18 protein-coding genes and 1 other RNA gene are annotated in these 12643 nt (G+C 67.8%); 11 read left to right on the top strand and 8 right to left on the bottom strand.

The genetic code is table 11. The features are described from left to right. Nucleotides 1-33: 33 nt before the first annotated feature. The gene (gene mvaD / locus LI334_RS05240; RefSeq protein WP_227262120.1) at nucleotides 34-1011 is read left to right on the top strand and encodes a phosphomevalonate decarboxylase MvaD; all 978 of its coding nucleotides are present in this window, start codon (nucleotides 34-36) and stop codon (nucleotides 1009-1011) included. A 39-nt stretch (nucleotides 1012-1050) separates the two neighbouring features. Next, on the top strand, nucleotides 1051-2214 hold the full coding sequence (locus LI334_RS05235; RefSeq protein ID WP_227262119.1) for an NAD(P)/FAD-dependent oxidoreductase: 1164 nt from the start codon (nucleotides 1051-1053) through the stop codon (nucleotides 2212-2214). On the opposite strand, the gene LI334_RS05230 is transcribed toward LI334_RS05235, so the two are convergent. After that, a complete protein-coding gene (locus tag LI334_RS05230) occupies nucleotides 2211-2381 on the bottom strand; it encodes a cytochrome P450 (protein WP_227262118.1) in 171 nt (56 codons plus the stop codon). The genes LI334_RS05235 and LI334_RS05230 overlap by 4 nt on opposite strands. 102 nt (nucleotides 2382-2483) lie before the next feature. On the opposite strand from LI334_RS05230, the gene LI334_RS05225 reads away from it, so the two are divergent. Further along, a complete protein-coding gene (locus LI334_RS05225) occupies nucleotides 2484-2888 on the top strand; it encodes a hypothetical protein (RefSeq protein ID WP_227262117.1) in 405 nt (134 codons plus the stop codon). Here the strand turns inward: LI334_RS05225 and LI334_RS05220 are convergent. Beyond that, nucleotides 2885-3982, bottom strand: coding sequence for a glycosyltransferase (locus LI334_RS05220; RefSeq protein WP_227262116.1), 1098 nt, complete (start codon nucleotides 3980-3982; stop codon nucleotides 2885-2887). The genes LI334_RS05225 and LI334_RS05220 overlap by 4 nt on opposite strands. Nucleotides 3983-4006: 24 nt before the next feature. Continuing rightward, a complete protein-coding gene (locus tag LI334_RS05215; RefSeq protein WP_227262115.1) occupies nucleotides 4007-5068 on the bottom strand; it encodes a glycosyltransferase family 4 protein in 1062 nt (353 codons plus the stop codon). 138 nt (nucleotides 5069-5206) lie between these two features. On the opposite strand from LI334_RS05215, the gene LI334_RS05210 reads away from it, so the two are divergent. Beyond that, entirely contained in the window at nucleotides 5207-6409 is a 1203-nt protein-coding gene (locus tag LI334_RS05210) for an outer membrane protein assembly factor BamB family protein (RefSeq protein WP_227262114.1), read from the top strand. A 137-nt stretch (nucleotides 6410-6546) separates the two neighbouring features. Beyond that, nucleotides 6547-6822, top strand: coding sequence for a ribonuclease P protein component 4 (locus LI334_RS05205; RefSeq protein ID WP_227262113.1), 276 nt, complete (start codon nucleotides 6547-6549; stop codon nucleotides 6820-6822). Nucleotides 6823-6889: 67 nt separating this feature from the next. Here LI334_RS05205 and LI334_RS05200 read toward each other — a convergent pair whose 3' ends face one another. Further along, a complete protein-coding gene (locus LI334_RS05200) occupies nucleotides 6890-7054 on the bottom strand; it encodes a hypothetical protein (protein WP_227262112.1) in 165 nt (54 codons plus the stop codon). A gap of 96 nt (nucleotides 7055-7150) precedes the next feature. Between LI334_RS05200 and LI334_RS05195 the strand changes: the two genes are divergently transcribed. The 3 genes from LI334_RS05195 to LI334_RS05185 are packed head-to-tail and all read left to right on the top strand — an operon-like array spanning nucleotide 7151 to nucleotide 8488. Further along, nucleotides 7151-7396, top strand: coding sequence for a YhbY family RNA-binding protein (locus LI334_RS05195; RefSeq protein WP_227262111.1), 246 nt, complete (start codon nucleotides 7151-7153; stop codon nucleotides 7394-7396). Beyond that, on the top strand, nucleotides 7393-8271 hold the full coding sequence (locus LI334_RS05190; protein WP_406675870.1) for a mechanosensitive ion channel family protein: 879 nt from the start codon (nucleotides 7393-7395) through the stop codon (nucleotides 8269-8271). The genes LI334_RS05195 and LI334_RS05190 overlap by 4 nt, the downstream gene beginning before the upstream one ends. Nucleotides 8272-8302: 31 nt before the next feature. Beyond that, nucleotides 8303-8488: a hypothetical protein gene (locus LI334_RS05185; protein WP_227262109.1), complete on the top strand. Its 186-nt coding sequence runs from the start codon at nucleotides 8303-8305 to the stop codon at nucleotides 8486-8488. 37 nt (nucleotides 8489-8525) lie between these two features. Here LI334_RS05185 and ffs read toward each other — a convergent pair. After that, nucleotides 8526-8842: signal recognition particle sRNA (ffs, locus tag LI334_RS05180), an RNA gene on the bottom strand. Nucleotides 8843-8930: 88 nt separating this feature from the next. Between ffs and LI334_RS05175 the strand changes: the two genes are divergently transcribed. Continuing rightward, on the top strand, nucleotides 8931-9170 hold the full coding sequence (locus tag LI334_RS05175; RefSeq protein ID WP_227262108.1) for a DUF5798 family protein: 240 nt from the start codon (nucleotides 8931-8933) through the stop codon (nucleotides 9168-9170). A 27-nt stretch (nucleotides 9171-9197) separates the two neighbouring features. Beyond that, entirely contained in the window at nucleotides 9198-10178 is a 981-nt protein-coding gene (locus tag LI334_RS05170) for a PLP-dependent cysteine synthase family protein (RefSeq protein WP_227262107.1), read from the top strand. Nucleotides 10179-10216: 38 nt separating this feature from the next. Here LI334_RS05170 and LI334_RS05165 read toward each other — a convergent pair whose 3' ends face one another. From LI334_RS05165 to LI334_RS05155, 3 genes are all read right to left on the bottom strand, one after another. Next, on the bottom strand, nucleotides 10217-10627 hold the full coding sequence (locus LI334_RS05165) for a CoA-binding protein (protein WP_227262106.1): 411 nt from the start codon (nucleotides 10625-10627) through the stop codon (nucleotides 10217-10219). Nucleotides 10628-10658: 31 nt separating this feature from the next. After that, entirely contained in the window at nucleotides 10659-11492 is an 834-nt protein-coding gene (locus LI334_RS05160; protein ID WP_227262105.1) for a geranylgeranylglycerol-phosphate geranylgeranyltransferase, read from the bottom strand. Nucleotides 11493-11606: 114 nt separating this feature from the next. Further along, a complete protein-coding gene (locus tag LI334_RS05155) occupies nucleotides 11607-11801 on the bottom strand; it encodes a cold-shock protein (protein ID WP_145848151.1) in 195 nt (64 codons plus the stop codon). Between the two features lie 129 nt (nucleotides 11802-11930). On the opposite strand from LI334_RS05155, the gene LI334_RS05150 reads away from it, so the two are divergent. Further along, nucleotides 11931-12611 (top strand): carbonic anhydrase, encoded by a 681-nt coding sequence (locus LI334_RS05150; RefSeq protein ID WP_227262104.1) that lies wholly within the window; start codon nucleotides 11931-11933, stop codon nucleotides 12609-12611. The last annotated feature ends 32 nt before the right edge of the window (nucleotides 12612-12643 follow it).

Below are 12643 nucleotides of genomic sequence, written 5' to 3'. Positions count from 1 at the left end.
GCGTTTATGCCGGCGACGCGACGCCTACGACGTATGAAGGCCACCGCGAAAGCCCACCCGATTCAGGGGCTCGTGAAGTACCACGGGATGCGCGACCACGACGCGCGCTACCCCTACCACGACAGCATCAGCGTCTGCACCGCGCCCGCCAACACCACCACGACCGTCGCGTTCGACGACGACCTGGACGCGGACGAGTACGTCATCGGCGGCGACCGCGTGACCGGGAGCGGGGCCGACCGCATCGAGAGCGTGCTGGACGAGGTGCGCGAGCGCGCCGGCATCGACACCCGCGCGCGACTCGTGAGCGAGAACGACTTCCCGACGAACATCGGCCTCGGCTCCTCCGCTTCCGGGTTCGCGGCGGCCGCCGTCGCCGCCTGCGAGGCCGCGGGCCTCGACCTCAGCCACCCCGAGATGTCCACCATCGCCCGCCGCGGTTCCGCGTCGGCCGCGCGCGCCGTCACCGGCGGGTACTCCGACCTCGGCGGCGGGATGAGCGACGCCGAGTGCCGGAGCCACCGCCTCGACGCCGCCGACAGCCTTGAGGAGGACATCCGCATCGTCATCGCGGAGGTTCCGGCGTACAAGGAGACGCAGGCCGCGCACGACGAGGCCGAGGACAGCCACATGTTCGACGCGCGCCGCGTCCACGTCGAAGACCAGCTCGCGGAGATGCGGAACGCCGTCCGCGCCGGCGACACGGAGCGCGTGTTCGAGACCGCGGAGCACGACTCGCTCTCGCTCGCCGCGACCACGATGACCGGTCCCGCCGGCTGGGTGTACTGGAAGCCCGACACCCTGGAGGTGTTCGAGACCGTGCGGGAGTTGCGAGCGGACGGGACGCCGGCGTGGTTCTCGACGGACACGGGCGCGACCGTCTACGTGAACACCACCGCGGAACACGCCGAGGACGTCGAGGACGCCATCGCGGCGACGGGCGTCGACACGCGCGTCTGGGAGGTCGGCGGGCCGGCGCGCGTGCTGGACGAGAGCGAGGCGCTGTTCTAGGGCCGGTGGCTTTTCGGTGGCGGCGCGGCATCTATGCGTATGCGAGTCGTCGTGCTCGGCGGAGGATACGCGGGACTGTTGCTCACGCGGAAACTGGAAGACCGCCTCCCCAGGGACGCGGAACTACTCCTGGTGGACGACACGGGCGACCACCTCGTCCAGCACGAACTCCACCGCGTCATCCGGAAACCCGGCCTCACGGACGCCATCACCATCCCCCTCACCGACCTCACGGAGCGCGCCGAGGTTCGAGAGGACACCGTGCGCGGCATCGACACCGACGCGAAGACCGTGAGTCTCGACGACGGCGGCGACCTGGAGTACGACGCGGTCGCGGTCTGTCTCGGCGCGCAGACCGCGTTCTACGACCTCCCCGGCGTGGAGGAGCACGCGACGCCGATGAAGCGCCTCGAACACGCCGCGCGCGCCCGCCGCGACTTCGAGGGCGTTCTCGACACGGGCGGCGGCACGGTCGTCGTCGGCGGCGCGGGGCTCTCCGGCGTGCAGGTCGCGGGCGAGTTCGCCGCGCTCGCGCGCGAGGAAGGCGTCGAAGACGACGTGGACGTGGTGCTCGTCGACCGCTCCGCGGACGTGACGACCGGGTTCCCGGAGAACTTCCGGCGGGCCGTCCGCCGCGAACTCGACCGCCTCGACGTCACCGTCCACACGAACGCCGCCGTGACGGGCACGACCGACGCCGAAGTCGAGTTCGCGGAACGCGACCCCATCGCCTACGACCAGTTCGTCTGGACGGGCGGCATCCGCGGGCCGGACGCGCTCGACGGCGAACGCCGGGGCGTCCGGGGGACGCTCGAATTCGCGGAGAACGCGTTCGCGGTCGGGGACGCCGCCAGGGTCGTGGACGCCGACGGCGCGGTCGTCCCGGCGAGCGCGCAGGCCGCCGTGCGCGCCACGGACGTCGCCGCCCGCAACCTCCTCGCGTCCCTGGAGGAGACAGACGGGTTCGACCCCCGGCTGGAGCAGTGGCGCTTCGAGAGCCCGGGCTGGCTGGTCAGCGTCGGGGACGGCGCGGTCGCACAGCTCGGCCCCGAAGTCCTCACCGGGAAAGCCGCGGAGGTCGTGAAGTCGAGCGTCGGCGTCGCCTACCTCGCGGAACACGGCTCACTCCGGAACGCCATCGAGGTCGTCCGCGAGGACGTCGAGGGCGCGCCCGCCCTCCCCGACCTCGACGCGCTCGACTAGGGTTTCTGCGCCTCCACGACCACCACCTCGAAGTCGGGGCCACCGTCGTCGAACCGGCAGTCCCAGCCGCCCCGAACGTCCACGCCGCGTTCGTGGGCCGCCGCGAGCAACGCCCGTAGTTCGTCGTGGAACTCCTCCTCGCTCGTCGGGTCGCTGTCTGTCTTCATGGAGTTCGTCGCGTTACCACGGGGATTGTCGAGAACCGTAATAGGTCTATCCGCCGTCGCGACGTGGAAGGGCTTTTCCCGCCGGCAGTCGAACCCCCGCGTATGCCGGAAGACGAACCCGAAGACGACGGAGAAGAGGAGTCCTCGTTCCGCGAGCGAATCGAGGAGATTCGAGAGAAGCGAGCGGAGGAACGCGAGGAGGGCGGCGACGAGTCCGCCGAAGACCGCCGCGAGAAGATGGAGGAAATGATGGGCGGCGGCGGCCCCGGCGGCATGGGCGGCGGCGGGAACCCGTTCGCGCAGATGATGGGCGGCATGATGGGCGGTGGCGGCCCCGGCGGCATGGGCGGCGGCCCCGGCGGCGCAGGGCCGGGCGGTCGCGGCGGTCGCGGCGAGGGCGGGAGCGAGTCGAGCGAGAAGCTCGCGCGCGAGGTCGAACAGCTCCGGAAGGAAGTCGAGCGCACGAACAACAAGCTCGACCGCATCGCGAACGCGCTCGAAGACTAGAGGCGTTCGTAGACCGCTTCGAGGCGGTCGACCGCTTTCTCGACGCCGACGCGTTCTCTGTGTTCGAGACACGTCTCCGCGAGTCGGTCGCGGTCGGCGAGCGCGCGCTCGATGGCGTGCGCGAACGAGGCGGTGTCGCCGGGCGGGTAGTGGTAGCCGGTCTCGCCGTCCACGACGGTCTCGGCGAGCGCGCCGGCGTCCGCGGCGACGACGGGGGTGCCGCAGGCGTTCGCTTCGAGCGCGACCAGTCCCTGGGTTTCGACGGGGCTCGGGAACGCGAAGACGTCCAGCGACGAGTAGAACGCGGGGAGGTCGGCGCGGTCGAGAAAGCCGAGGAAGCGCGCGTCCACCCCGTTTTCGCGGGCGCGGGCTTCGAGGTCGCTCCGCGCGGGGCCGTCCCCGCCAAAGACGAGCGTTGCATCCACTTCGGCGGCGGCGTCCACGAGGTCGCGGAGGCGTTTCTCGTAGCCGTGCCGGCCCGTGTACCCGACGAGCGGGCCGTCCGGGAGGTCGAAACGCTCCCGGAACTCGGCGGGGTCGGTCGGTCGGAACTGCTGGAGGTCGATGCCGTTCGGGAGGGCTTCGACGGGCGTGTCCACGCCGATTTCGGTTTCAACGTGGCGTTTCGTCTCCTCGCTTGGCGTGAGCACGAGGTCGGCGCGGTCGAGGAAGACGCGCTCCCAGCGCTCGCTCGCGCGCTCCGTGAACCCCGTGACGGCGTCGGGGACGATGTACTCGGCGTACTCGCTCGTCGGCGTGTGGTAGTGCGCGACGAACGGGAGGTCGTTCCGGCGGGCGAGCCGGTAGCCCGCGACGCCGAGCGCGAACGGCGTGTGCGCGTGCACCACGTCCACGTCGTCGAGCGCGCGCGGAATCGTCGGCGTTCCGAGTCGGAACCCCTCGTAGAACGGGAACGGGAGGCTGCGAACGGGGTGTTCGCCGTCGTCGGGCGCGTACTCGTCCGACCCGGGGTAGACGACGGGCATCCGGCCGCCGCGCTGCCGCCAGCGGTCGCGCCACGTCTGAATCGTGTACGTGACGCCGTTCACCGTCGGGAGGTAGGTGTCCGTGAAGGCGGCGACCCGTGGAACCATTGTGCGGCGGTACTCACCCCCGCCTTATAGGGCGTCTCCTTTCCCCGCGACCTCGCGGTACACGTCCGTGAGGCGGTCGCCGACCACGTCGAGGCTGTGCTCGGCCGCGGTGTCGCGCGCGCCCTCGCCGAGGCGCTCGCGGAGGTCTGGGTCGTCGCGGAGGCGTTCGAGCGCGTCCGCGAACTCGGCGTCCGTCTCGGCTTTCAGGCAGTCCTCGCCGTCCGTGAAGAACTCGTCGAACACGTCGATGTCGCGGAGGACGACCGGTTTCCCGCACGCCATCGCTTCGAGGACGGCGATACCCTGGTTCTCGACCTTCGCGGGGAACATGTAGATGTCGCCCGCGCCGAACGCCGCGCGCTTGTCGTCCATGTAGCCCGTGAACGTCACGTTCTCGGGCGGGTCTTCGACCCAGCGCTTCGTCGTCTTCGACGCCTGCGGCCCGGACTCGTAGGGCCCGAACCACGCGAAGTCGAAGTCGGTGTCCTGGGCGACCCGGCAAAAGGTGGTGAGGCCCTTGCGCTCGATGACCTCACCCACCGAAAACACGACGAGGTCGTCGATGTCGAAGCGCTCCCGGGTCTCCTCACGGAACGACTCATACCCCTCCAGACTCGCGGCGTCCACGCCGTTCGTGATGGTCTGGATGGGCGCGTCCACGGGATAGGAGTCGAGGAGGTCTTTCGTGTACTGACTCGGGACGAGCACGCGGTCGGCCTGCGAGTAGAACCACTTGAGGTAGCGCTTGAGGGCGGGCGCGGCCTGCGTCGAGAAGCGGAAGGAGTCCGCGAAGTCCTCGGCGGTCGTGTGCGCGTGCAGAATCAGTGGGATGTCGTTGCGCTTCGCGTGGCGCGCGACCGCGAGCGACCCCGGGCCGATGGTGTTGCAGTGCGCCACGTCGTACTCGCGGAAGAACGGCGCGCCCGTGAGTCGGGCTTTCCCCGCCGCGAACGGCGTGCCGCCCTGCCAGGGCGTCGTGACGACCTCGACGTCGGTGTCCGCGAGCGCCGCGCGCTGCTGGCGAGTCGCGGTGACGATACCGCCGCGGAGGCGGTCTTCCAGTTCGAGGTAGTTGAGGACGCGCATACACCGAGAACGCGGGGGCGGGCGAAAAACCCCACCGAAACGCCTCACTCGCGAGCGCGAACGGAAGGCCGACCCCGGAGTCTTGGTCACTCGGAAACGCCAACCGCCTTTATTAACCTAGATGATGGTATAAAATGTATGAACCGGCGCGAGTTCCTCACGACCGGAATCGTAGCCGGTGTCGCGGCGTCCGCGGGCTGTGCGAGTTCGACGGAGCCGGCCCCAGTGCGCACGGGCGACGCCGTTCCCGGCTGGCGGATGTACGGCCGCGACCCCGCCAGAACGTACACCGCGCCCGTGAAAGGAAACCGGCCGGAGTCGACGCCGCTCTGGTCGAAGTACGGCGACCGGGAGAGTACCCTGGAAGACCCGGTGATGACGACCGACACGGCCTACGTCGCGTACGGCCCGGATTCCGAGTACCGGGAAACCAGCTACATCGAAGCACTCGACCTCGAAACCGGCCGGCGGAACTGGCGGACGCCACTCGACGCGAACCGAATCGGCACGCCGCTCGTCGCCCCCGACGCGAATCGCGTGTTCGTCAACGCCGCGCCGCGAACGGGTGACACAGGCGTACTCTACGCACTGGACGCGCAGTCGGGAGCCATCGTTGCAACGCGAACGGTCGACGACGCTGGTGTCGGGCCGATACTCCGCACGCAGAACGGTATTCTCAGCTGTCGCGACCGTGGAACGGTGGCAGTTCGGAGATACGATTCGGCCACCCTGCGAAAGAGCTGGTCGCGCTCGGAGATATCTCGAATCCCAACGGCGAGCACTGATACGGTTTATCTGGCAACAACTGACCGAACACTCGACGCGCTTAATGCAGCGACAGGAGAACGTGAATGGACAGTAGATATGGGCCCGACGCGGATACCACCCGTTCTCACCGAGTACGGGATTCACGTATTAGTGAACAAGAGCGTACAGACGTATGCGGCCGATGGCACACTGAGACGGACGATAGGCCTCGACCCGAAAATCACCGAGTGGCGAGTGTGGCATCCAATCGTCACGGCTTCTTCGCTCGTACTAAACGTCTACAGTTTGTCTGAATCTGCGGACAGTATTATTTCGATTCCCCATCACGGAGAGGATATCCGGTGGAGTACAGTCTATGACGGAGGCGCAATAACTCGCATTGGGCTTGGAGGCGATTTCGTCGCTGACCTCCGTAAAGGCGGAACGTATGCGCACCAGTTAGTCAACGCCGAATCGGGTGTCGAAAAACGATTCGGTGAGATTCAATCACCCGTCGCCGCAACAGGAGACCACCTCCTCGCGGGAGACCAAACCGAACTTATCGCATATCGATGGGGAACCCCGTCTAATTAGGAGAGACGGAATGGGAGACTGTTAAAAATACTCTCAATTGTATTCCCACCCCCGCCGTCAATAATTTGAATAGAATAGTGTGCTCCTATGCATAATCACCGGAACCGTTTTCGGCGGCGGCCCCCGAGCATCGGGCGATGAAGATAGCGGCGGAGCGAATCGAGCGCCTGGGGCTGCTCGCGAAGGAGGCGGCCGCGGCGGGCGACGCGGAGCGCGCGCGGACGTACGTGCGGCGGGCGCGTCGCATCGCGGAGCGCCACCGCCTCTCGCTCCCGCGGAAGCTCAAGCGTTTTTCCTGTGATTCCTGTGATTCCTACCTGATTCCGGGGCGGAACGCGCGGGTTCGCACGCAGGACGGGCACGTGGTGGTGACGTGTGACTGCGGGGCGCACGCGCGGTATCCGTACGACTGACGGGCGTGGTGGCATGAGGGACGCACCGTGGCATGCACGAGGCGGTGCGTCCGTCGGGAGACGGGAGTTATCGGAGGGGGACGACGGTGATGTCGGTGGCTATCCAGCCGTCGGTGTTGTCGTCCTCGGTGAAGACGGTTCGGTCGTCGCCCACGGTGCGCGCGGTGACGAGCGGGATGTCCGGTTCGTCCGCGCGGCGTGGCGGGTCTGTGGTGGCCGGTGGCGGAGCCATCACGCTGGTTTAGGCGAGCCTAAACGAAAAAGGTTCGGGTCTGTGCCGGGAGAGCCGTACGATTCTTTTAAGACGCGCCCGAACGGGTGCGTAGACATGACCACAGAGGAACTCAAGACGAAGGCGCACAACGCCGACGTGACGGTGTGGGTCGGAAAGGAGGGTGTGGAGTCGGTCGTGGACGAACTCAAAAACCAGCTCGACACCCGCGACGTGGTGAAGGTGAAGTTCCTCCGCTCGTCGCGCGGCGGCACCGACACCGAGGAACTCGCCGACGACCTCGCTGACCGCGCGAGCGCCGACCTCGTCAGGACTCGCGGGAACACGGCGGTGTACCACTGATGGTCGAACCGCTCCCGTTCCTCGACGACGCCATCCCCCAGTACGCGCTCGCCGTCACCCAACTCCTCTACTTCGTGGTGGCCTTCCTCGCGGTCTACCTCGTCGGCCGCCTCACCGTCGTCCCGCTCGTCGACCGCGCGCTCAAAGCCCGCGACCTCGACGCGCACTCCCGGAAACCCCTGAAGCGCCTCGTGCGCATCGTCATCGTGTTCGTCGGGTTCGGCGTCGCGTTCGGGTTCGCGGGCTACGGGAACTTCCTCACCAGCCTCGCGACCATCGCCGCCGCCGCGACGCTCGCCATCGGCCTCGCGATGCAGGACGTCCTCCAGAACTTCGTCGCCGGCGTCTTCATCTACACGGACAAGCCGTTCCGCATCGACGACTGGATCGAGTGGGACAACGGCACGTACTCCGGCGTCGTGGAGGACATCAGCCTCCGCGTCACTCGCGTGCGCACGTTCGACAACGAACTCCTCACCGTCCCGAACTCCCAGTTGACCGACGGCGTCATCAAGAACCCCGTCGCGAAGAATAAACTCCGCCTCCAGTTCCTCTTCGGCATCGGCTACGACGACGACATCGAGAAAGCCACGGACATCATCGTCGAGGAAGCCGAGAAACACGACGGCATCATGGACGACCCCGGCGTCACCGTCCGCCTCACCGAACTCGGCGACTCCTACGTCGGCCTCAAGAGCCGGTTCTGGATTCAGAACCCCTCGCGCGCCGACTTCGTGAAGACCCGCGGCGAGTACGTCACCGCCGTGAAGGAGCGCTTCGACGAGGAAGGCATCGACATCCCCTACCCGACCCGCACCCTCGACGGCGAACTCCAGGTGCAGGGCGACGAAATCGCCGGGTTCGGCGACGAGTAACACTTTTTCCGCGCTCTTTCCACGTTCGACCGTGAAGGCGTCCCAGCGATTCATCGTCGTCGCGTGCGCGATATTCGCCGTCCTGGCCGGTGCCACAGCGCTCGTTCTGCCACCCGACTCGACCAGCACGCTCCCCGTGAACCTCGCCGCGATGCTGGTCTGCTGGCCGATAGCCTACTGGGTCGTCTACCATCGACGCGGAAAACGGCGGTTCTAAACGAGGCACTGGCTACGAGCGCGAAATCCGGTATGAATGGTGGACGTGCCGGGGTCGCCCGAGCCGTCCCGCCCGGGTAGTCCCGGTCGCCTCCTCCGCCCCGCGACCCTTCGAGCGGCGAACGTCCGATGGTCCGCTGCTCACTTCCGTGCCTGACGGGGTCCCATCGGCGAACCGCGGCGACGACGCCCCTGCAGGCGCGCGTCGCGGACCGCCGTCCCCGAAGGACGAGGCTTCTCTGTCGGCTTCCGGGGCCCGGGCGGGTTAGCCCGGACTCGCCCGGCGTTCGGCCCCCGCTGATGACCGTAGTGCGGGTGGGTGGGGCGGGGCCAAACCGCCCGGCCTAGTCCAGTTCACGATAGTCGACTCCCCCATAAGGGCCTTTCGTCTCCCCCGGATTGGTGGCGGAAGACCCTTCAACGTCCCGTTCGCTTGGGCGAGTATGGGACTCGGAGGAACGGCGAAGAAGGTGCAGAAGCTCGCGGACGTGGCCGACTCGCTGCAGGCGCGCGTCAAGTCCATCCGCGAGGACGTCGAACAGACCCAGGAGACCGTCATCGACACGAACGAACGCGTGGAGGCGCTCGAACGCGAGGTCGCGCGACAGGGCGAAGTCCTCGACGCCATCGCCACCGAACTCGACGTGGATACGGGCGAGTCGGACGGCGATGACAACGCCTAAAGAACGCGCGGCGATAGGAGGGAGTAGATGACGACGCACCGCGAACCCCTCGATTCGGTTCTCGACACGGTGGGGGAGACACCGCTGGTTCGCGTGCACGAGTCGCCCGACGAGGCGCCCGTGTACGCGAAACTGGAGTCGTTCAATCCCGGCGCGAGCGTGAAAGACCGCATCGGGAAGTACATGCTCGAACAGATGCTCGAACGCGGCGACCTCGCGCCCGGCGGCACGGTCATCGAACCCACGGCCGGGAACACCGGTATCGGGTTCGCGGTCGCCGCCCGCCAGCTCGATCTGGACGCGGTGTTCGTCGTGCCCGAGCGGTTCAGCGTGGAGAAACAGACGTTGATGCGCGCGCTCGGCGCTGAGGTCATCAACACGCCCACCGAGGACGGGATGGAGCGCGCCATCGAGCGCGCGCACGAACTCGCGGGCGAACTCGAAAACGCCGCCGTCCCCCAGCAGTTCTCCAACCCATTGAACGCGGAGGCGCACTACGAGACGACCGGCCCCGAGATTCACGACGCGCTCGACGGCGAGGTCGGCGCAATCGTCGCCGGCTGCGGCACCGCGGGCACCCTCATGGGAACCGCGCGCTACCTCCGCGACCAGAACTCCGACACGTACGTCGTCGCCGTCGAACCCGAGGGCTCGCTCTACGCGCGCCTCGAAGGCGACCACGTCGAGGAGGACGAGTACAAGACCGAGGGCATCGGCACGCACAACCCCGCGACGAACGAACTGTTCGACCCCGAGTTCGTGGACGACGTGATTCAGGTCTCCGACGAGGCCGCCCACCACGAACTCAAACGCCTCGCTAGCGAGGAAGGCCACCTCGTCGCGTCCAGCGCCGGCGCGGCCAGCGTCGCCGCCTGCCAGGTCGCCGACGACATCGCCGACGGCGTCATTGACGCCCCCCACGACACCGTCGCCACCATCTTCCCCGACTCCAGCGAGCGCTACCTCTCCAAGGACATCTACGGAACCTACGCCGAGTGGGAAGGCTGACCGGAAAACTCCGATTTCGCTCGTTTATCGCTTGTTCGCTAGCCGAGGAGCCGCCGGTGTTCGACTTTCATGCACTTGTCCTGGACGAAGCGGAGGCCGGCGTCTTCCGCCATCTCGGCCGCCTCGTCGCTGGTGATGTCGAGCTGGAGCCAGACGGTTGTCACGTCGTCGCGGGCGATCGCTCGCTCGACGATTCCGGGAGCTTCGTCGCCGGGGCGGAACACGTCCACGAGGTCGATGTCTTCCGCCACGTCGTCGAGGGAGTCGTAGGCCGGTTTGCCGAGGATTTCGTCGGCGTAGGGGTTGACCGGGATGACCTCGTACCCGTGGTCTGCGAGGTATTTCGGGATGTCGTGGGCGGCCTTGCCGGGCGTGCTCGAACACCCGACGACGGCGATGGTCTCTGCCTGGAGTATCTCGCGGAGTTCGTCGTCGCTCTCGACGGGCATACTAGAGAAGTGGGGCGCGAGCGGGATAAGTTCAGAGGGCGGCGGCGCGGCCGACGAGGAAGGCGACGACGGCGAGGAACATCCCGTACTTGAGGAGGAACTGACCGCGTGTCGGGTCGCTGAAGGACTCGTAGGCGGCGTACAGCATCACGAGGTCGGCGACGGCGACGACGGCGAGGTAGGGCGCGCCGAAGACCTCCCAGAGGTAGGGGAGGGGGCTTGCGAGGACGGCGACGACGAGCGAGAGCGCGGCGACGACGAGCGCGCGGCGCTCCCCGACGGCTATCGGGAGCGTGTTCAGGCCTTCCTCGCGGTCGCCCGCGATGTCCTCCACGTCCTTCACGACCTCGCGCGTGAACGTGGAGAGCGCGGCGAGCGCGCACAGGACGGCTCCGGCGGCCACGTCGCCGACGGCGGCCGCGCCGAAGAGGAACGTGCTCCCGACGAGGTAGGCGACGACGAAGTTCCCCGCGCCCGGGAGGCCCTTCAGGTACTCCGTGTAGACGAGGAGCGCGACGAGGTTCACGCCCGCGATGGCGATGGCGAGGACGGGGAGGACGAGCGCGCACACGATTGCGCCGCCGAACAGCGCGAGGCTGAACGCGAGCGCGCCCCGCGGCGACACCGCGCCCCGGGGGATCGGGCGGTCGGGCTGATTGATGGCGTCGATGTCGCGGTCGAAGTAGTCGTTGATGGCGTTCCCCGCCGCGATAGCGAGCATCGTCGCCGCGACGGCGGCCGCCGTGTGGAGGGGGTAGTCGGCCGCGCCGCCCGCGACGAACGCGCCGACGAACGTCAGCACGCCCGCGGCGACGACGTTCCCGGGACGCGTCAGTTCGACGGCGCCACGAACCGTGCTCGACATACAACGTCGTCACTCACCAGTGAGTATAAAACAGTCGTCTCGACGCGAGTCGAGACGCGAACGCCGTCGCTGGCGTTCGAAAAGTCGGTTAGTAGAAGTCCGGAAGAACTCGCCTTAGAGGCGGGTGACGTTCTTCGCGCGGGGGCCCTTGGGGGCGTCCTCGATCTCGAACTCGACCTCAGTGCCTTCTTCGAGGTCCGGGCCGCCGACGTCTTCCATGTGGAAGAACACGTCCTCGTCCTCGTCCTCAGTCTCGATGAATCCGTAGCCGCCAGTGTCGTTGAAGAAATCAACTTTTCCGCTTGCCATTACAAGCATTCGTACGCCCCGTTTACGTATAACACTTCCGAGGGTACGTGTACCACGGCCCACGGCGCGCGAACGGAGCCGGGACGCGGGAGGGCGAGGTTTCTAACCGGGGCGTCCCCTTCCTGTCGTATGGACACGCTCGCCGCGCTGCTCGCCGGGAACGACGGGCACGTCGCCGCGTTCCGCGACCGGTTCGACGACGTGCAGGACGTGCAGCGTCCCGAGGCGGTGACGGTCTGTTGTTCGGACTCCCGCGTCCTCCAAGACCACATGTGGGGGAACGACCGACCGGGCCGCGTGTTCACGTGTTCGAACATCGGGAACCGGGTCGTCCAGCGCACCGGCGCGGGCACGGTCGTCTCCGGGGACGTGCTCTACCCGCTCGAACACGCCGGCACCGATCTCGCCGTCGTCGTCGGGCACTCGGGGTGCGGCGCGGTCACCGCCACCTACGACGCCATCACGACCGATGTCGTCAGCGAACCGCCCGGTATCCGACACTGCATCGGCCTCCTGCGGCCCGAACTCGAACCCTGCATCGAGCGCCTGCCGGACGGCCGCGGGCGCGCGGACACGGTGAACGACCTCGTGGAGTGCAACGTCGACCGGCAGGTGCGCGCGCTCCGCGAGAGCGAGGACGTGCCGGACGGCACGACCGTCGCGGGCGTCGTCTACGACTTCCAGGACGCCTACGACGGCGAGCGCGGCGAACTGCACGTGGTCAACGTGGACGGCGAGCGCGACCCATCGGTGCTCCGCGAGCGACATCCCGACCTCGCGGGGCGCGTCCAGCGCCGCGTCACGCACTGAGACGGCCGCGCGACCGGGACGGCCGTGGGCAG

It is taken from the genome of Salarchaeum japonicum (assembly GCF_020614395.1).
Lineage (GTDB): Archaea > Halobacteriota > Halobacteria > Halobacteriales > Halobacteriaceae > Salarchaeum > Salarchaeum japonicum.
The sequence above is the reverse complement of the archived record's forward strand: the minus strand, read 5'-3'. Positions and strand labels throughout refer to the sequence as shown.